We start from the raw sequence: 17,515 nt of genomic DNA on the forward strand, positions 1-17,515 counted from the left end.
AGGCATGGCCGATACGATGGGCCACTCGGCGACAGCCAACCGAAACACGTCGGTGGTGATCAGCTTTTGTCTGCTGGCCATAGCGCCGCAGATTTTCGAATTCATCTGGTCGTTCGGGACGATCTTTGGCTGGGGCGCCGGACGTGGCCCGGCCGCCGTCGTGATCAGCCACGCTACGGCGCTGCTCGCGGGCGCGCCCGGCGCGTTACTCGGGGTGGTCGGCGGTGACACCAAGAAGGCGTCATCCGATGTGCTGCTGGCGCTGATCTATTCCTATCCGATCTTTGCGGTCGCGATCCTCACGATCTTCATGACGATCAGGTCGGCGCAGGACTATGTCGGCGGTATCGTTCTGATGGCGCTCGCCTTGTTCGCGCTGTGGGCCTCCAGCGATTTGCAGGGTATGCGCGGCTTCTCCTTTGGCGCCGGCACGGCGCCGCGAATGTTTGGCGGGCTCCTCGTCGCACTTGGCGCCGGCATCGCGTTGACGGGACTGCTGACCGATGGGCCGAACATGGCGCACTATGCCTGGCGTGGGCCGCTCTTCGTGATGGTCTCGATCGTCTTCTTTGCGCTGGCGATCCGTCCGCTTGGGGTGGTGGTTTCGGCATTCACGAGCTTCCTGATCGCGGCGATGGGCACGCATGAGACGCGCTGGGTCGAAACGATCATCGTCGGCGCCTGCCTGACGGCCGGCTGCGCAATTCTATTCCCCTACGTGCTCGGATTGCCGATGCCGATGTTCCCGCGTTTCCTGGTCCAGTGAGGGCGTAATGGATATTTTTGCCAACCTCGCTCACGGGTTCGCCGTCGCGCTTTCTCCGATCAACCTCCTGATGTGCCTGATCGGTGCCCTCGTCGGCACGCTGGTCGGCGTTCTCCCGGGTATCGGCACCATTGCGACGGTCGCAATGCTGCTGCCGATCACCTTCGGACTGCCGCCGGTCGGCGCCTTGATCATGCTCGCCGGCATCTATTACGGCGCGCAATATGGCGGTTCGACCACGTCGATCCTCGTGAACATACCGGGCGAGGCGACATCGGTCGTCACCGCCATCGACGGTCACCAGATGGCCAAGCAGGGCCGTGCCGGCCCGGCGCTGGCGATCGCGGCGATCGGCTCGTTCTTCGCCGGCTGCGTTGCGACCGTGCTCATCGCCGTGCTCGGCGCGCCGCTGACCAAGCTTGCGTTGGCGTTCGGCCCGGCCGAATATTTCTCGCTGATGGTGCTCGGCCTGATCTTCGCGGTGGTGCTGGCCAAGGGCTCGGTGCTGAAGGCGATCGCGATGATCGTATTCGGTCTGCTCTTGTCGATGGTCGGCTCCGACATCGAGACCGGCGCCTCGCGCATGGCCTTCAACATTCCGGAGCTTGCCGATGGTCTCGGCTTCGCGACGGTTGCGATGGGCGTGTTCGGCTTCGCCGAGATCATCCGCAATCTCGACGCCGGCGCCGAGATGAACCGCGATCTCGTGCAGCAGAAGATCACCGGCCTGATGCCGACCAGGAAGGATCTGAAAGACTCGGCGCCTGCGATCCTGCGCGGCACGGTGCTCGGCTCGATCCTCGGCATCCTGCCGGGCGGCGGTGCTGTGATCGCCTCGTTCGCGGCCTATACACTCGAGAAGAAGATCGCCAAGGACCCGTCGCGGTTCGGCCGCGGCGCGATCGAGGGTGTGGCGGCGCCGGAAAGCGCCAACAACGCCGCAGCGCAGACGTCTTTCATCCCGCTGCTAACCCTCGGCATCCCGCCGAACGCGGTGATGGCGCTGATGGTGGGCGCGATGACCATCCATGGCATCGTGCCGGGTCCGCAGGTGATGCAGAAGCAACCCGACCTCGTCTGGGGCATGATCGCCTCGATGTGGATCGGCAATCTGATGCTGATCATCATCAACCTGCCGCTGGTCGGAATCTGGGTGCGGCTCTTGCGCGTGCCTTACCGGCTGATGTTCCCCTCGATCGTGATCTTCTGTGCGATCGGCATCTACTCGGTGAACAACGCGCCGGTCGACGTCATCCTCGCGGGTGTCTTTGGCCTGGTCGGCTATTGGCTGATCAAGCACGATTTCGAGCCGGCGCCGCTGCTGCTCGGCATGGTGCTCGGACCGCTGATGGAAGAGAACCTGCGCCGAGCACTTCTGATCTCGCGCGGCGATTGGAGCGTGTTCCTGACGCGTCCTCTGTCGGCGGTGCTGCTCGCGATTGCGGCCTTCCTGTTGGTGCTGACGCTGTTGCCCATGCTGCGTGCCAAGCGCGATGAGGTGTTCACCGAATCCGAGAACTGAGGGCGACGCGCCAGCCTCGGCGCCGCAGCTCAAACCCGAGCCGGCAAGTTAGCCAGCAGGATCAAGCTGATAGGCAAGGGGGCGGAACGCAGGTTCCGCCCCCTTGCCGTTTGCACCGGAGGGCTCACTTTTCCGGGTATAATGCAAATGGATGGCGAATCGCCGCTGTCGCAGTACGGGGGCGGTCGTTAAATTCGCCGCCTTCCCAAAGGCTCAGTTGCACATGCACCAATATCAGGACCTGCTCGAGCGGATTCTTTCAGACGGCGCCGAGAAAACCGACCGGACCGGCACCGGCACGCTGTCGGTGTTCGGCCATCAGATGCGCTTCAACCTGTCCGCCGGTTTCCCGATGCTGACCACCAAGCGGCTGCCGCTGAAGGCGATCGTGCATGAGCTGCTGTGGTTCCTGAAGGGTGACACCAACATCAAATATCTGCGCGACAACGGCGTCAGCATCTGGGACGAGTGGGCGGACGCCAATGGCGATCTCGGGCCCGTCTACGGCCATCAATGGCGTTCCTGGCCCGCGCCGGACGGGCGCAGCATCGACCAGATCGCGAACGTGGTCGACATGATCAAGCGCAATCCGGACTCCCGCCGCCTGATCGTCTCGGCCTGGAATCCGGCCGAAGTCGACAAGATGGCGCTGCCGCCGTGCCATTGCCTGTTCCAGTTCTACGTCGCCAACGGCAAGCTGTCGTGCCAGCTCTACCAGCGCTCGGCCGACGTGTTCCTCGGCGTGCCCTTCAACATCGCGTCCTATGCGCTGCTCACCATGATGGTCGCGCAGGTCACCGGCTTGAAGCCCGGCGACTTCGTGCATTCGTTCGGCGATACCCACCTCTATTCCAACCATCTGGAGCAGGCGCGGCTCCAGCTCACGCGCGCGCCGCGCGCGCTGCCGGTGATGCGGATCAATCCCGACGTGAAGGACATCTTCTCCTTCCGCTACGAGGATTTCGAGCTCGTCGGCTACGACCCGCATCCGCACATCAAGGCGGAAGTCGCGGTCTAGCGTCGATGTCGCTCAACATCCGCCGCGCGCGTCCCGGCGAAGCCGGACTCGTTCTCGCGTTCATTCGGGAGCTTGCCGAATACGAAAAGCTTTCGCACGAGGTCGAGGCGACCGAGGCGATGATCGAGGAGGCTTTGTTCGCTGACGATCCGCGGCTCTTCTGTGCGATCGCCGAATGGAATGGCGAGCCGGCCGGCTTTGCGGTGTGGTTTCTCAATTTCTCCACCTTCAACGGCCGCTACGGCATCTATCTCGAAGATCTCTACGTGCGGCCGCCGCATCGGGGCAGGGGCCTCGGCAAGGCGCTGCTGGTCTATCTGGCGAAGCAATGCGTCGAGAACGGCTGGTCGCGGCTGCAATGGGCGGTGCTGGACTGGAACGCCCCGTCGATCGCATTCTACAGATCGCTCGGCGCCGTCATGCTGGACGATTGGACGCTGTGCCGCGTCGCCGGGCCTGCGCTGACACGACTTGCCGGGAGCCAATCCTGATGGAGATCGTCTTCGTCGTTGCGATCGCGGAGAACGGCGTCATCGGCGCCGGCAACGCGATCCCGTGGCGATTGAAATCCGACATGGCGCGTTTCAAGGCGCTCACGATCGGCAAGCCCGTGATCATGGGCCGCAAGACCTTCGAATCCCTGCGCCGGCCGCTGCTGGGCCGCACCAACATCGTCGTCACGCGCGATGCGGGCTATCGCGCCAATGGTGCCATCGTCACGACGTCGGCTGCCGATGCAGGGATGGTCGCGCGCGGCGATGCCCTGCGGCGTTCGGTCGCCGAGATCGCGGTGATCGGCGGCGCCGAAATCTATCGGCAATGGCTCGATCGCGCCGATCGCCTCGAAATCACCGAAGTGCATGCGCGTCCCGAAGGCGACACGCATTTCGACATCGACAAGGCGGAATGGGATGAGGTGGCGCGCGTCCGCCATCCTGCCGGCCCCGACGACGGCGCCGACTTCTCCTATGTGACATATCGTCGGCGGCGGCCCCATTAACCGCTTTCGCCAATGTTTACATTGACTTTTTCGTGCCCGAGCATAGCTCGGAGGGCGGCGAGGGCTGCGTTGTAAGGGACCTGCCTGTCCCCTATAAAGCCGGACCGGACAATGCGGGCCGGATCAGTTTTAATCCGGTCTGCCGAGGAGAACGTCGAATGCCGTGGAAGAATCAGGGCGGTGGCCCGTGGGGCTCGGGTCCAAAGGGACCATGGGGCTCAGGCCCGCAACCGGTCGGGCCGAGGCCGCCGGATCTGGAAGACCTTCTGCGGCGCGGTCAGGACCGCCTTCAGCAGATCATGCCGGGTGGCTATTTCTCCGGTATCGGCATCACGCTGATCCTGCTCATCATCGTCGCGCTCTGGCTGTTGTCGGGCTTTTTCCGCGTGCAGTCTGAAGAACAAGGCGTCGTGCTGCGCTTTGGCAAGCACGTGCGGACCGTGGACCCGGGCCTGAATTATCACCTGCCCTATCCGATCGAGACAGTGCTGCTGCCGAAGGCGCTACGCGTCTCCACCATCTCCATCGGCATGACACTGATCGACGATCCGGCCCGGCGTGGCCGCTCCATCCGCGACGTGCCGGAAGAGAGCCTGATGCTGACCGGCGACGAGAACATCGTCGATGTCGACTTTACCGTGCTCTGGCGCATCAAGCCGAACGGCGTCGGCAACTTCCTCTTCAACATCCAGAACCCCGAAGGCACTGTGAAGGCCATCGCCGAGAGCGCGATGCGCGAAGTGATCGGCCGCTCCAACATCCAGCCGATCCTGACCGGGGCGCGGACGCAGACCGAAAGCACCGTGCAGGACTTGATGCAGAAGACGCTCGACAACTACGGCGCCGGCATCCAGATCGCCCAGGTGCAGATGCAGAAGGTCGATCCGCCCGCACAGGTGATCGATGCGTTCCGCGACGTGCAGGCGGCGCGCGCCAACCTCGAGCAGTTGCAGAACGAAGCGCAGACCTACGCCAACAAGGTGGTGCCGGAGGCGCGCGGCCGCGCGGCTCAGATCGTGCAGGCGGCCGAAGGCTACAAGGAGCAGGCGGTTGCCGAGGCCAAGGGCCAGAGCTCGCGCTTCCTGAAGGTGTACGAGGAATACAAGAAGGCGCCCGACGTGACGCGTGAACGGATTTATCTGGAGACGATGGAGCGCGTGCTCGGCGGCTCGGAAAAGCTGATCTATGACGGAAGCTCCTCGGGGCAGGGTGTCGTGCCCTATCTTCCGCTCAATGAATTGACGCCCAAGCGGCCGTCCACGACGGCCGGCCAGCAGTCGAGCGGAGGCAGCCGATGAGGTCTCCGGTCACAGGTATCGTCGCGCTTCTCGGACTTCTGCTGGTCCTGATCGTCGCCTACATGTCGCTGTTCACGGTGCAACAGACCGAGCAGACCATCGTGCTGCAGTTCGGCAAGCCGGTGGACGTCGTCACCGATCCCGGGCTGCATTTCAAGGCGCCCTGGAATTCCGTGATCAACATCGACAAGCGGATTCTCGACCTGGAGAATCCCTCTCAGGAGGTCATCGCCTCCGACCAGAAGCGCCTCGTGGTCGACGCCTTCGCGCGTTACCGGATCAAGGACGCGTTGCGTTTCTATCAGAGCGTCGGTTCGATCCAGGCGGCCAACCTCCAGCTCACGTCGCTCTTGAACGCGGCGCTGCGCCGCGTTCTCGGCGAGGTCAACTTCATCACCGTCGTGCGTGACGAGCGCGAGAAGCTGATGGGGCGGATCCGCGAGCAGCTCGACCGCGAGGCCGACGGCTACGGCATCGAGGTCGTCGACGTCCGCATCCGTCGCGCCGATCTGCCGGAGCAGAACAGCCAGGCGGTCTATCAGCGCATGCAGACCGAACGTCAGCGTGAAGCCGCCGAGTTCCGCGCGCAGGGCGGTCAGAAGGCGCAGGAGATCCGCTCCAAGGCCGATCGCGAGGCGACGGTGATCATTGCCGAAGCGAACTCGACCGCCGAACAGACGCGCGGCGTCGGTGACGCCGAGCGCAACCGTCTGTTCGCGGAGGCCTACGGCAAGGATGCCGACTTCTTCGCCTTCTACCGGTCGATGACGGCCTATGAGAACGGGCTGCGCTCGAGCGACACCCGCTTCCTCTTGCGCCCGGACTCGGATTTCTTCCGGTATTTCAGCAACCCGAGCGGCAAGACGGCGACCGAGACACCGGCGAAGCCGTGAGCTAGACAGAGGGCGGCAGTTCTGCCGCCCTTCGTCCAGACAAGAGAGCACAACGGGAGGTTCCAATCCGATGAGGTCCATTGCGTTCGCCGACTTCCTCATCGGCTTAGGCATCCTGTTCGTGCTGGAAGGCTTGATGTTTGCGGCCAGTCCGGCCTGGATGCGCAAGGCCATGAAAAGCGCCATGGCCACCCCCGACAACGTCCTGCGGGCGGTCGGGATCGGTTCGGCCGTGGCCGGCTTGATCCTGATCTGGGTTATGCGACGTCCAATTTAGCCACAGCGCCAACGCCAAAGTGAAGGCGAGAGACCGGTTTTCGCCTTATTATCCGGGTGTTGAGGCCTGTTGAGGTCCGCGCTTGCGCCGTCCCCCCGTTCGAGCGCAGTCTTGACGCCGAATCCTTGTTTTCTGGAGATCACAATGACCGCTGCCACCATTGCACCGATCCGCTTGCGCTTAGGGCTGGCTGCGCTCGCCGTCAGTGCTTTCAGCGCGTTCGGCACGCCGGCCTATGCGCGCGGACCGGAAGGCATTGCCGACGTCGCCGAGAAGGTGATCGACGCGGTCGTCAACATCTCGACCTCGCAGACCGTCGAGGCCAAGGGCGGCGGCAGCAACACCATGCCGCAACTGCCGCCCGGCTCGCCGTTCGAGGAGTTCTTCGACGACTTCTTCAAGAACCGCAAAGGTCCCGGCGGCGGCGGCAAGGGCGGCGACAACGGCCCACCACGCAAGACCAACTCGCTCGGAAGCGGCTTCATCATCGACACATCGGGCATCGCTGTCACCAACAACCATGTCATCGCGGACGCCGACGAGATCAACGTCATCCTCAACGACGGCACCAAGATCAAGGCCGAGCTGGTCGGTGTCGACAAGAAGACCGACCTTGCCGTGCTGAAGTTCAAGCCGACGAAGCCGCTGGTCGCGGTGAAGTTCGGCGACTCCGACAAGCTCCGCCTCGGCGACTGGGTGGTCGCGATCGGCAATCCGTTCAGCCTCGGCGGCACGGTGACGGCCGGAATCGTCTCGGCCAAGAACCGCGACATCTCCAACGGGCCCTATGACAGCTACATCCAGACCGACGCCGCCATCAACCGCGGCAATTCCGGCGGCCCGCTGTTCAACCTCGATGGCGACGTCATCGGCGTCAACACATTGATCATCTCGCCGTCCGGCGGCTCGATCGGCATCGGCTTCGCCGTGCCGTCGAAGACGGTCGCCGGCGTCGTCGACCAGCTCCGTCAGTTCGGCGAATTGCGCCGCGGCTGGCTTGGCGTGCGCATCCAGAGCGTCACCGACGAGATCGCCGAAAGCCTCAACATCAAGCCGCCGCGCGGCGCGCTTGTCGCCGGCGTCGACGACAAGGGCCCGGCCAAGCCCGCCGGCATCGAGCCCGGCGACGTCGTCGTCAAGTTCGACGGCAAGGACGTCAAGGACCCCAAGGACCTTTCCCGCGTCGTTGCCGACACGGCGGTCGGCAAGGAGGTCGACGTCGTCATCATCCGCAAGGGCCAGGAGGAGACCAAGAAGGTCACGCTCGGCCGTCTCCAGGATCCCGAGAAGGTGCAGGCCGCGGTGAAGGCCGACGAGCCTGCTCCAGAAAAGACTGTGACGCAGAAGGCGCTTGGCCTAGATCTGGCGGCACTCAGCAAGGATCTGCGCACGCGCTACAAGATCAAGGACAGCGTCAAGGGCGTGGTCGTCACCAACGTCGACGCCAATTCGGACGCCGCCGAGAAGCGGCTCTCCGCCGGCGACGTCATCGTCGAGGTGGCGCAGGAGGCGGTCGCCAGCGGCGCCGACATCCAGAAGCGGGTCGACCAGCTCAAGAAGGACGGCAAGAAGTCCGTACTGCTGCTCGTCTCCAACGGCGACGGCGAGCTGCGCTTCGTGGCGCTGAGCGTTCAGTAAGGTCTCTGGAATACTGGATCACCCGCTCCACTGCGCAATTGCGCACAAGACGGGTGATGACAGCGGAGAGGGCGTTACGCCTCCACGAACTCGCCCCGCCGATACCCCTGCGCATACAGCAGCGCGGTGAGATCGCCGTGATCGATTCGCGCCGCTGCCGCGGCGGCCACCGCCGGCTTGGCGTGATAGGCCACGCCCAGCCCCGCCGCCTGGATCATCGCGAGGTCATTGGCGCCGTCGCCGACCACGACGGAATCGATGTCGTCGAGATCGAACGACTCCATCAGATCCACCAGCGTCGCGAGCTTCGCCGCGCGGCCCAGGATCGGCTCCTTCACCTCGCCGGTGAACTTGCCGTCGCGGACGACGAGCTCGTTGGCGCGGTTTTCCTGGAAGCCGATCCTGGCGGCGACCGCGCTGGTGAACAGCGTGAATCCACCGGAGACGAGACAGGCATAGGCGCCGTGGGCGCGCATGGTTGCGACCAGCTCACGGCCGCCTGGCGTCAGCGTGATGCGTTCGGCCAGCACCTTGTCGACCACGCCGACCGGGAGGTCCTTCAGCAGCGCGACGCGCTCGCGCAGCGCCGGCTCGAACTCGATCTCGCCGCGCATCGCGCGATCGGTGATGGCAGCCACGTGGGCCTTCAACCCGGCAAAATCGGCGAGCTCATCGATGCATTCCTGGCCGATCATGGTGGAATCCATGTCGGCGAGAAAAAGCTTCTTGCGCCGGAAGCCGACTGGCTGCACGACGATGTCGATGGGCAGGTCGCCACGAAGCTCGCGGAGCCGCTGTTCGATGGCGTGACGGTCGCCTTCGAGGTTACTGTCGGCGCCGAAGGGGATGTCGGCCGCAACCCCGTCGAACAGCCAGTGCGCGGGAGCTGCCTGAGGCAGCACCGCGCGGGCGCCGTCGACGATGGTAGAGTCGAGCGCGGGATTATTCGGGTTGCAGATCAGCGTGGCGACGAGGGACATTTGAGGTTTTCGTGAGCGAGGGGCAGGTCAGCGGAAGCTATGTCGGCAAGGCCGTGCTTATCGCAGGCCCGACCGCCAGCGGCAAGTCGGCGCTGGCGCTCGAGCTGGCGCTCGCTGCGGGCGGGGTCGTGATCAATGCCGATTCCATGCAGGTCTACCGCGACCTCCGCATCATCACGGCGCGTCCCACCCATGGCGACGAGGCGCGCGCTCCGCATCGCCTTTACGGTCATGTCGATGCCGCCATGAATTTCTCGGCCGGTGCCTGGGTCAGTGATGCGGCGAAGGCGCTCGACGAGGCGAAGGCCGAGGGTCGCCTGCCGATCTTCATCGGCGGCACAGGGCTCTATTTCAAGGCGCTGACGGCGGGCCTGTCCGTTGTGCCGGCGATCCCCGCAGAGGTGCGCGAGGACGTGCGGGCGCGGCTGGAACGGAACGGCGTCGAGGCGCTGCACGCGGAACTCGCAGTCTCCGATCCGCGTGCGGCCGAGCGATTGAACCTGCGCGACCGCACCCGGATCGCGCGCGCGCTCGAAGTGGTCGAGGCGACCGGGCGTTCGCTGCTCGACTGGCACCATGAGGGCCAGCCGCCCTTGCTGCCCAAGGACAGTTTTCGCGCGGTGTTTCTCGCGCCCGAACGCGACGAGCTCTATGCGCGCATCGACGCCCGCTTCGATGCCATGTTGGGCGCCGGCGCGCTGCAGGAGGTCGAGCAACTCGCCGTCCGACACCTCGATCCGTTGTTGCCGGCCATGAAGGCCCATGGCGTGCCGGCCTTGATCCGGCATCTGCGTGGCGAGCTCAGCCTGGAGCAAGCCGGCACGATCGGCCGTGCCGATACCCGCCATTACGCCAAGCGGCAATTCACCTGGTTCCGGCACCAGCTGCCGGAATTCGAATGGTTGAAGCCGCAGGACGCACGGGGGTGGCTCGCGGCGATCGTGAAGGCGGCTCGGGACCCCGGCTGACACGGTTTTGTGCCGCGGTTCCCAAATTTACCTCTCGCCGGAGCCCGGGAACACCGCTACACTGGCAAAATCGCGCGGGAAGGGCCGCATTGCCTTGACATCAGGGCATTGGTAGCTATGTTTCGCGCAACCTTCGGGAAGCCCAACACCTGCCATGCGTAACATTATTACCAAACTCCTTATCGCCGTCGTACCCAGGCACACCGCCGGGGGTGGCTAGCTGCCATCCACATGACAGGCGGTGTGCATGGGTCCCTCTTCGGGGCCTTTTTTATTTCCCGAACCAGACACAAAGAAGCCGCTGACAACAGCGCATCCGGAGCAAGCCAATGAACGACAAGAGCCACGATCCGAACCAGATGACCGGCGCAGCGATGATCGTCCGCGCACTCATCGATCACGGCGTGACCGACATTTTCGGCTATCCCGGCGGCGCGGTGCTTCCGATCTATGACGAGATCTTCCAGCAGAGCGAGGTCCAGCACATCCTGGTCCGCCACGAGCAGGGTGCGGGCCATGCCGCCGAGGGCTATGCGCGCTCGACCGGCAAGCCGGGCGTAGCCCTGGTGACGTCGGGCCCCGGCGCCACCAACATGGTGACGCCGCTGACCGACGCGCTGATGGACTCGATCCCGCTGGTCTGCATCTCCGGCCAGGTGCCGACGCACCTGATCGGCAACGACGCGTTCCAGGAATGCGACACCGTCGGCATCACGCGCCCCTGCACCAAGCACAATTGGCTGGTGCGCGACGTCAACGATCTCGCCAAGGTGCTGCACGAGGCCTTCTACGTCGCGACCACGGGCCGTCCGGGCCCGGTGCTGGTCGACGTCCCCAAAGACGTGCAGTTCGCGACCGGCACCTATCATCCGCCGCGCAAATCCGACGTGCATCGCTCCTACGCGCCGCGCGTGAAGGGCGATGCGACGCAGATCCGCAAAGCCGTCGCGCTGCTCGCCACTGCCAAGCGCCCCGTGATCTACAGCGGCGGCGGCGTCATCAATTCCGGCCCTGAGGCCACCAAGCTGCTCCGGGAACTGGTCGAGGTCACCGGTTTTCCGATCACCTCGACGCTGATGGGACTGGGTGCGTATCCAGCGTCGGGCAAGAACTGGCTCGGCATGCTCGGCATGCACGGCACCTACGAGGCCAACATGACGATGCATGATTGCGACGTCATGCTGTGCGTCGGCGCGCGCTTCGACGACCGCATCACCGGCCGCGTCGACGCGTTCTCGCCGGGCTCGAAGAAGATCCACATCGACATCGACCCGTCCTCGATCAACAAGAACATCCGCGTCGACGTGCCAATCATCGGCGATTGCGGCAACGTCCTCGGCGACATCCTCCAGGTGTTCAAGGCGGAGGCGAAGAGGCCCGACATCAAGGCGTGGTGGCAGCAGATCGCGCAATGGCGCGCCCGCAACTCGCTCTATTACAAGAAGAGCAACGACGTCATCCTGCCGCAGCATGCGATCCAGAGCCTGTTCGAGGCGACGCGCGGCAGGGATACCTACATCACGACCGAGGTCGGCCAGCACCAGATGTGGGCGGCGCAGTTCTACGGCTTCGAGGAGCCGCATCGCTGGATGACGTCGGGCGGTCTCGGCACCATGGGCTACGGCCTGCCGGCCGCGGTCGGCGTGCAGGTGGCCCATCCCGACAGCCTGGTCATCGACATCGCCGGCGATGCCTCGGTGCAGATGACGATGCAGGAGATGTCGACGGCGGTTCAGTACGAACTGCCGATCAAGATCTTCATCCTGAACAACCAGTACATGGGCATGGTGCGGCAGTGGCAGCAGCTGCTGCACGGCAACCGGCTGTCGCATTCCTATTCGGAGGCGATGCCGGACTTCGTCAAGCTCGCGGAAGCCTATGGCGGCGTCGGCTTCCAGGTGCACAAGCCCGGCGATCTCGACGGTGCCATCCAGGAGATGATCTCGGTCAAGCGCCCGGTGCTGTTCGACTGCCGCGTCGCGTCGCTGGAAAACTGCTTCCCGATGATTCCCTCCGGCAAGGCGCACAACGAGATGCTGCTGCCGGAGCAGGCCAACGACGAAGCCACGGCAAAGGCATTTGCCGGCGGCAAGGCGCTGGTGTGACGCGATGTTCGACCTGAAGGAGCTCGAGCGCGCGCACGAGATCGTGGGGCAGGCGGTGCCGGCGACGCCGGCGCACGCCTGGCCGCTGCTCAGTCAGCGGCTCGGCACGCAAGTTCTGGTCAAGCATGAAAATCACACGCCGATCGGCGCCTTCAAGGTGCGTGGCGGGCTCGTCTATCTCGACCGGCTGAAGCGCGAACGGCCGAACGTTCCGGGCATCATCTCGGCGACGCGCGGCAATCATGGCCAGAGCCTGGCCTTTGCCGCGAGCCGCCACGGCGTGCCGGCGGTGATCTACGTGCCCCGCGGCAACTCGGTCGAGAAGAACCGGGCGATGAAGGCGTTTGGCGCCGAACTGGTCGAGCATGGCGACGACTTCCAAGCCGCGCGCGAGGAGGCGGGGCGCCACGCGCAATTCGCCGGGCTTCACATGGTGCCGTCGTTCCACCCAGACCTCGTTCTGGGGGTGGCGACCTACGCGCTCGAGCTGTTCGGGGCCGCGCCCGATCTCGACATTCTCTACGTACCGATCGGGCAGGGCTCCGGCATCTGCGGCTGCATCATGGCGCGCGATCTCCTGGGCCTGAAGACCGAGATCGTCGGCGTGCAGTCGACCGAGGCGCCGTCCTACGCGCTATCGTTTGCGGCAGGTCACGTCGTGACCACCGAGAGCAGCAACACGCTGGCCGACGGGATGGCGACGCGCATTCCCGACGGGGATGCGTTCGCGCTGATCCGCAAGGGCGCCTCGCGCATCGTAGAGGTCACCGACGACGAGGTCGCCGCCGCGATCCGCGCCTACTGGATCGACACGCACAATCTCGCCGAAGGCGCCGGCGCCGCCGCGCTCGCCGCGGCGCTTCAGGAAAAGACAAAACTGTCGGGCAAGCGCGTCGGTCTCGTGCTGTCCGGCGGCAATATCGATTTCGATCTGTTCCGCCGTTGGGTCGGAACGGACGCGCCAGCAATGGCGTGACGGGAGGCAAGAGGGGACGACAATGAACCAGCCCGCATCCGCCTATTTCATCGAGGAGCGTCACGATCCCAACGAGACGCACACACTATCGGTGCTCGTGCAGAACGAGCCCGGCGTGCTCGCCCGCGTCATCGGCCTGTTCTCCGGGCGCGGCTATAACATCGAGAGTCTCACGGTCTCGGAGACCGAAAGCCAGAAGCATCTCTCGCGCATCACCATTGTCACCACGGGCACGCCGATGGTGATCGAGCAGATCAAGCACCAGCTCGACCGCATGATCCCGGTCTATCGTGTCGTCGACATGACGCTGACCAAGCGCTCGATCGAGCGCGAGCTTGCGATGGTGAAGGTGCGCGGACTGGGCGAGCATCGGGTCGAAGCGCTGCGACTGGCGGACGCCTTCCGCGCCAGGGTGATCGACGCCACCACCGAGAGCTTTGTGTTCGAGATCACAGGCAATACCGACAAGATCAATCAATATATCGACCTGATGCGTCCGCTCGGCCTTGTCGAGGTGTCGCGCACCGGCGTCGCCGCGATCGGCCGCGGGCCTGAAGGGATGTGAGACATGCTGGCGCGCGACTGGTACTACAACGAGCGGAACCGGATGGGGATCGGGCCTGCAGTGGCCTCGATCTACGACTCCCACGACGATGCCGATCTGCGGGCGCGCGCCGCGCTGAAGATGCTCGGCGTCCAGCGCGGCTGGCGCATCGCCGATATCGGTTGCGGCAACGGCGTGCTGGCGACCGAGGCTGCGCTGATGGGCGCCGAGGTCGACGCCATCGACATCTCGCCTGCGATGCTTGCGCTCGCCGAGATCTATGCGCGTGACCGCAAGGCGCCCGTGCGGACGCAGTCCGCTGGTCTGCTCAGCTTCGCCTACCGGCCGGAATCCTATGACCTGATCGTCAGCGAATTCACACTGCACCATCTGCCGGATTTCTGGAAGGCGGTGGCGATGTCGCGGATCTATCGCGCGCTCAAGCCCGGTGCGACCTTCTATTTGCGCGACATCGTCTACGCTTCGATGCCCGATGCCGTCGAGCGCGACGTCGAGCAATGGGCCGACTTCGAGATCAAGAACCACGATTTCTCGCGGGCGAGCGTGGTCACGCATATGCGCGACGAATATTCCACCTTCGGCTGGGTGATGGAGCGGATGCTGACCGACGTCGGCTTCACGCTGGTCTCGGCCGACTACCAGGCGCCGATGCACGGCACTTATCTTTTGCGTAAACCGAAAGCCGGCGAGCAAGGCTAAGACAACAGGGCTGCACGACAGGGCAGAACCGGAAACAACAATGAAGCCGGCCGACATCCTCATCGCCATCCTGGTGGCGGTCATCTGGGGGCTTGCGTTCGTCGCAAGCCGGATCGCTCTCGACGAGTTCTCGCCGGAACTGATGACGGCGATGCGCTTCACCATTGCAGCGGTGCCGTGCCTGTTCATTCCCAGGCCGAAGGTCGCCTGGTGGCTGCTGATCGCGATCAGCTTCACGCTGTTCCTCGGGCAGTTCCTCTCGCAAGCTTACGGCATCGCCCATGGCGTGCCGGTCGGGCTGACCAGCGTTGTCGTGCAGAGCCAGGCCCTGTTCACGATTGGCTTTGCTGCCGCTGCATTCGGCGAGCGGCCGACGCCGGCGCAGACGCTGGGCACCGTCATTGCAGCAGTCGGCCTCCTGATGATCTGCGGTACCGTCGGTTATGATTTCAGCGTTGGCGCGTTTGCGGTTCTGATGATCGCGCCGGTCAGCTTTGCCGTGGGCAACGTCCTGCTGCGAGGCGCGCGCGGCGTGCCGATGTTCGACCTGTTCGCCTGGTTGTGCCTTGCCACCGCGGTGCCCCTGCTCTTGCTCGCGCTGGTCGTCAACGGGCCGGAGCCGACGTGGCGCTCGCTGATCCATATGTCGCTCACCGGCCTCATCTGCCTGCTGGTGATCGGGGCCATCTCGACCAGCATCGCCTACTGGCTCTGGGGCCGGCTGTTGCGTGACTATCCTGCCGCACAGGTGGTGCCGTTCGCGCTGCTCGTGCCGTTCGTCGGCTCGGCCGCCTCCAGCATCGTGTTCGGAGAAAGATTCGGACCCTTGCGCCTCGCCGGCATGCTGACCGTGATCGGCGGTATCGCGGTGATGGTGCTGGCGAAGCGACCCGCGGCGTTACCCAAAGAACCGCAACCGAAGACGGCGTGAGGTGAGCATGTCCCAATCGCTGTTCTATGCCTTCCTCGCCTTCATGGTGGTGATGTACTTCACGCCAGGACCGAACAACATCATGCTGCTGGCTTCTGGCCTGACCTACGGTTTCCGGCGTACCATCCCCCACATCGTTGGCATCGTCCTCGGCTTTGCCTTCATGGTTGCCGCGGTCGGCCTCGGGCTCGGCACGGTGTTCCTGGCCTATCCGATCCTCCAGACCATCCTGAAATATGCCGGTGCCGCCTACCTGATCTATCTTGCCGCCGCGATCGCCATGTCCGGCCCGGCCAAGCCGGGCGCGGAGAGTGCCCGCGGCCCGATGACCTTCTGGGGCGCGGCGATGTTCCAATGGATCAATGCCAAAGGCTGGGTGATCGTGATTGGCACCATTACCGCCTATGCGGCGATCGCCCGGTTTCCGATCAACATCGCGATCCAGACCCTGGTCAGCCTGCTCGTCGGCACCGTCTCGACGGTGCTCTGGGCCCTTTTCGGGACAGCGCTGCGTCCCGTTCTGACGTCAGAGCGGCTGGTCCGCGCCTTCAATATCCTGATGGCGATCCTGCTGCTGGCCTCCCTCTACCCCGTTTTCATGGATGCATGATGTCGCGGATTTCCATGCAGAAACGGGTTTCCTTAAGGGGCCAAAATGCTCTAGACAGCCCCGGAAATCCGCAAATTTCACCCTTCGGACACTGACCATCGGCCGATTCTGGCCCTGAACGAGGAAACGACCATGCGTGTTTATTACGATCGCGACGCTGACCTGAACCTGATCAAGGGCAAGAAGGTCGTCATCGTCGGCTACGGCAGCCAGGGCCACGCCCATGCGCTGAACCTCAAGGATTCCGGCGTCAAGGACGTCGCCATCGCGCTACGCAAGGGTTCGGCCTCGGCCAAGAAGGCGGAAGCCGCCGGCTTCAAGGTGATGGAAGTCGCCGAAGCTGCCAAATGGGCCGACCTCGTCATGATGCTGACCCCGGACGAACTCCAGGGCGACATCTACCGCGAGCACCTGCACGACAACATGAAGAAGGGCGCCGCCCTCGTCTTCGCGCACGGCCTCAACGTCCACTTCAATCTGCTCGACCCGCGCGCCGATCTCGACGTGCTGATGATCGCGCCCAAGGGCCCCGGCCACACCGTGCGCTCGGAGTACCAGCGCGGCGGCGGCGTTCCCTGCCTGATCGCGATCGCCAAGGACGTCTCGGGCAACGCCCATGACCTCGGCCTCTCCTACGCCTCCGCGGTCGGCGGCGGCCGGGCCGGCATCATCGAGACCACCTTCAAGGAAGAGTGCGAGACCGATCTGTTCGGCGAGCAGGTCGTGCTCTGCGGCGGCCTGGTCGAGCTGATCAAGGGCGGCTACGAGACCCTGGTCGAAGCCGGCTACGCCCCGGAGATGGCCTACTTCGAGTGCCTGCACGAAGTGAAGCTGATCGTCGACCTGATCTATGAAGGCGGCATCGCCAACATGAACTACTCGATCTCCAACACCGCCGAGTACGGCGAGTACGTTACCGGTCCGCGCATCGTCACCGACGAGACCAAGAAGGAGATGAAGCGCGTGCTCAACGACATCCAGTCCGGCAAGTTCGCCCGCGACTGGATGCTCGAGAACAAGGTCAACCAGACCTCGTTCAAGGCGACCCGCGCCAAGCTCGCCGAGCATCCGATCGAGGAAGTCGGCGCCAAGCTTCGCGACATGATGCCCTGGATCAAGAAGGGCGCGCTGGTCGACAAGAGCAAGAACTAAGTCGTCGTCGTCGCGACGCGAGAGCACAAGCTTCGCTCGCCAAACCAATTCTTAAACCTTCGCGACTATATCTGAGCGAGATCGCAAACCGTGGTCTCGCTCTTTTCATCTCGCGCG

Annotated in this window: 18 protein-coding genes; 17 read left to right on the forward strand and 1 reads right to left on the reverse strand. The window is 64.4% G+C overall.

Annotation, left to right across the window (positions count from 1 at the left end; translation table 11 throughout):
- Positions 1–4 precede the first annotated feature (4 nt).
- The 9 genes from OC450_RS02840 (at position 5) to OC450_RS02880 (ending at position 8,412) form a co-directional block, all read left to right on the forward strand.
- Positions 5–766, forward strand: a complete 762-nt coding sequence (locus tag OC450_RS02840) for a tripartite tricarboxylate transporter TctB family protein (RefSeq protein ID WP_256806078.1) — start codon at positions 5–7, stop codon at positions 764–766.
- A gap of 7 nt (positions 767–773) precedes the next feature.
- Entirely contained in the window at positions 774–2,288 is a 1,515-nt protein-coding gene (locus OC450_RS02845) for a tripartite tricarboxylate transporter permease (RefSeq protein WP_211384588.1), read from the forward strand.
- A gap of 223 nt (positions 2,289–2,511) precedes the next feature.
- Positions 2,512–3,306, forward strand: a complete 795-nt coding sequence (locus OC450_RS02850) for a thymidylate synthase (RefSeq protein WP_262047125.1) — start codon at positions 2,512–2,514, stop codon at positions 3,304–3,306.
- 5 nt (positions 3,307–3,311) lie between these two features.
- Complete coding sequence (locus tag OC450_RS02855) at positions 3,312–3,797, forward strand: GNAT family N-acetyltransferase (RefSeq protein WP_262047126.1); 486 nt, start codon at positions 3,312–3,314, stop codon at positions 3,795–3,797.
- The gene (locus OC450_RS02860; RefSeq protein WP_262047127.1) at positions 3,797–4,306 is read left to right on the forward strand and encodes a dihydrofolate reductase; all 510 of its coding nucleotides are present in this window, start codon (positions 3,797–3,799) and stop codon (positions 4,304–4,306) included. Before OC450_RS02855 ends, OC450_RS02860 begins: the two co-directional genes overlap by 1 nt.
- 158 nt (positions 4,307–4,464) lie before the next feature.
- Entirely contained in the window at positions 4,465–5,604 is a 1,140-nt protein-coding gene (hflK, locus tag OC450_RS02865; RefSeq protein WP_262047128.1) for an FtsH protease activity modulator HflK, read from the forward strand.
- Positions 5,601–6,497 carry a protease modulator HflC gene (gene hflC / locus OC450_RS02870; protein ID WP_262047129.1) on the forward strand — a complete coding sequence of 299 codons (897 nt, stop codon included), beginning with the start codon at positions 5,601–5,603 and terminating at the stop codon, positions 6,495–6,497. The genes hflK and hflC overlap by 4 nt, the downstream gene beginning before the upstream one ends.
- A gap of 70 nt (positions 6,498–6,567) precedes the next feature.
- Complete coding sequence (locus OC450_RS02875; protein ID WP_211384594.1) at positions 6,568–6,774, forward strand: DUF2065 domain-containing protein; 207 nt, start codon at positions 6,568–6,570, stop codon at positions 6,772–6,774.
- 144 nt (positions 6,775–6,918) lie between these two features.
- Positions 6,919–8,412 (forward strand): Do family serine endopeptidase, encoded by a 1,494-nt coding sequence (locus OC450_RS02880; RefSeq protein ID WP_211384595.1) that lies wholly within the window; start codon positions 6,919–6,921, stop codon positions 8,410–8,412.
- Between the two features lie 74 nt (positions 8,413–8,486).
- On the opposite strand, the gene serB is transcribed toward OC450_RS02880, so the two are convergent.
- Positions 8,487–9,392: a phosphoserine phosphatase SerB gene (serB, locus tag OC450_RS02885; protein ID WP_262047130.1), complete on the reverse strand. Its 906-nt coding sequence runs from the start codon at positions 9,390–9,392 to the stop codon at positions 8,487–8,489.
- 11 nt (positions 9,393–9,403) lie between these two features.
- Between serB and miaA the strand changes: the two genes are divergently transcribed.
- The 8 genes from miaA (at position 9,404) to ilvC (ending at position 17,398) form a co-directional block, all read left to right on the forward strand.
- On the forward strand, positions 9,404–10,360 hold the full coding sequence (miaA, locus tag OC450_RS02890; protein ID WP_262047131.1) for a tRNA (adenosine(37)-N6)-dimethylallyltransferase MiaA: 957 nt from the start codon (positions 9,404–9,406) through the stop codon (positions 10,358–10,360).
- A 329-nt stretch (positions 10,361–10,689) separates the two neighbouring features.
- On the forward strand, positions 10,690–12,465 hold the full coding sequence (locus tag OC450_RS02895) for an acetolactate synthase 3 large subunit (RefSeq protein WP_211384598.1): 1,776 nt from the start codon (positions 10,690–10,692) through the stop codon (positions 12,463–12,465).
- A gap of 4 nt (positions 12,466–12,469) precedes the next feature.
- A complete protein-coding gene (locus OC450_RS02900) occupies positions 12,470–13,441 on the forward strand; it encodes a threonine dehydratase (protein WP_262047132.1) in 972 nt (323 codons plus the stop codon).
- 22 nt (positions 13,442–13,463) lie between these two features.
- Positions 13,464–14,006 carry an acetolactate synthase small subunit gene (ilvN, locus tag OC450_RS02905; protein ID WP_211384600.1) on the forward strand — a complete coding sequence of 181 codons (543 nt, stop codon included), beginning with the start codon at positions 13,464–13,466 and terminating at the stop codon, positions 14,004–14,006.
- Positions 14,007–14,009: 3 nt separating this feature from the next.
- Positions 14,010–14,705 carry a class I SAM-dependent methyltransferase gene (locus OC450_RS02910; protein ID WP_211384601.1) on the forward strand — a complete coding sequence of 232 codons (696 nt, stop codon included), beginning with the start codon at positions 14,010–14,012 and terminating at the stop codon, positions 14,703–14,705.
- 40 nt (positions 14,706–14,745) lie between these two features.
- Positions 14,746–15,636 carry an EamA family transporter gene (locus OC450_RS02915; RefSeq protein WP_262047133.1) on the forward strand — a complete coding sequence of 297 codons (891 nt, stop codon included), beginning with the start codon at positions 14,746–14,748 and terminating at the stop codon, positions 15,634–15,636.
- A gap of 7 nt (positions 15,637–15,643) precedes the next feature.
- Positions 15,644–16,246 carry a LysE family translocator gene (locus OC450_RS02920; protein ID WP_211384603.1) on the forward strand — a complete coding sequence of 201 codons (603 nt, stop codon included), beginning with the start codon at positions 15,644–15,646 and terminating at the stop codon, positions 16,244–16,246.
- 132 nt (positions 16,247–16,378) lie between these two features.
- Positions 16,379–17,398, forward strand: a complete 1,020-nt coding sequence (ilvC, locus tag OC450_RS02925; RefSeq protein ID WP_007600992.1) for a ketol-acid reductoisomerase — start codon at positions 16,379–16,381, stop codon at positions 17,396–17,398.
- The last annotated feature ends 117 nt before the right edge of the window (positions 17,399–17,515 follow it).

Origin of the sequence: Bradyrhizobium sp. Bra78, from assembly GCF_024519855.1 — a bacterium.
GTDB classification, from domain to species: Bacteria; Pseudomonadota; Alphaproteobacteria; order Rhizobiales; family Xanthobacteraceae; genus Bradyrhizobium; species Bradyrhizobium japonicum_G.

Excerpts from the sequence above, each read along its gene's own strand:
- OC450_RS02880 (WP_211384595.1), top strand. The coding sequence starts at position 6,919 with ATGACCGCTGCCACCATTGCACCGATCCGCTTGCGCTTAGGGCTGGCT.
- OC450_RS02920 (WP_211384603.1), top strand. The coding sequence starts at position 15,644 with ATGTCCCAATCGCTGTTCTATGCCTTCCTCGCCTTCATGGTGGTGATG.
- OC450_RS02875 (WP_211384594.1), top strand. The coding sequence starts at position 6,568 with ATGAGGTCCATTGCGTTCGCCGACTTCCTCATCGGCTTAGGCATCCTG.
- OC450_RS02900 (WP_262047132.1), top strand. The coding sequence starts at position 12,470 with ATGTTCGACCTGAAGGAGCTCGAGCGCGCGCACGAGATCGTGGGGCAG.
- OC450_RS02850 (WP_262047125.1), top strand. The coding sequence starts at position 2,512 with ATGCACCAATATCAGGACCTGCTCGAGCGGATTCTTTCAGACGGCGCC.
- OC450_RS02910 (WP_211384601.1), top strand. The coding sequence starts at position 14,010 with ATGCTGGCGCGCGACTGGTACTACAACGAGCGGAACCGGATGGGGATC.
- hflK (WP_262047128.1), top strand. The coding sequence starts at position 4,465 with ATGCCGTGGAAGAATCAGGGCGGTGGCCCGTGGGGCTCGGGTCCAAAG.
- OC450_RS02860 (WP_262047127.1), top strand. The coding sequence starts at position 3,797 with ATGGAGATCGTCTTCGTCGTTGCGATCGCGGAGAACGGCGTCATCGGC.
- OC450_RS02855 (WP_262047126.1), top strand. The coding sequence starts at position 3,312 with ATGTCGCTCAACATCCGCCGCGCGCGTCCCGGCGAAGCCGGACTCGTT.
- ilvN (WP_211384600.1), top strand. The coding sequence starts at position 13,464 with ATGAACCAGCCCGCATCCGCCTATTTCATCGAGGAGCGTCACGATCCC.
- hflC (WP_262047129.1), top strand. The coding sequence starts at position 5,601 with ATGAGGTCTCCGGTCACAGGTATCGTCGCGCTTCTCGGACTTCTGCTG.
- OC450_RS02895 (WP_211384598.1), top strand. The coding sequence starts at position 10,690 with ATGAACGACAAGAGCCACGATCCGAACCAGATGACCGGCGCAGCGATG.
- OC450_RS02840 (WP_256806078.1), top strand. The coding sequence starts at position 5 with ATGGCCGATACGATGGGCCACTCGGCGACAGCCAACCGAAACACGTCG.
- OC450_RS02915 (WP_262047133.1), top strand. The coding sequence starts at position 14,746 with ATGAAGCCGGCCGACATCCTCATCGCCATCCTGGTGGCGGTCATCTGG.
- OC450_RS02845 (WP_211384588.1), top strand. The coding sequence starts at position 774 with ATGGATATTTTTGCCAACCTCGCTCACGGGTTCGCCGTCGCGCTTTCT.
- ilvC (WP_007600992.1), top strand. The coding sequence starts at position 16,379 with ATGCGTGTTTATTACGATCGCGACGCTGACCTGAACCTGATCAAGGGC.
- serB (WP_262047130.1), bottom strand. The coding sequence starts at position 9,392 with ATGTCCCTCGTCGCCACGCTGATCTGCAACCCGAATAATCCCGCGCTC.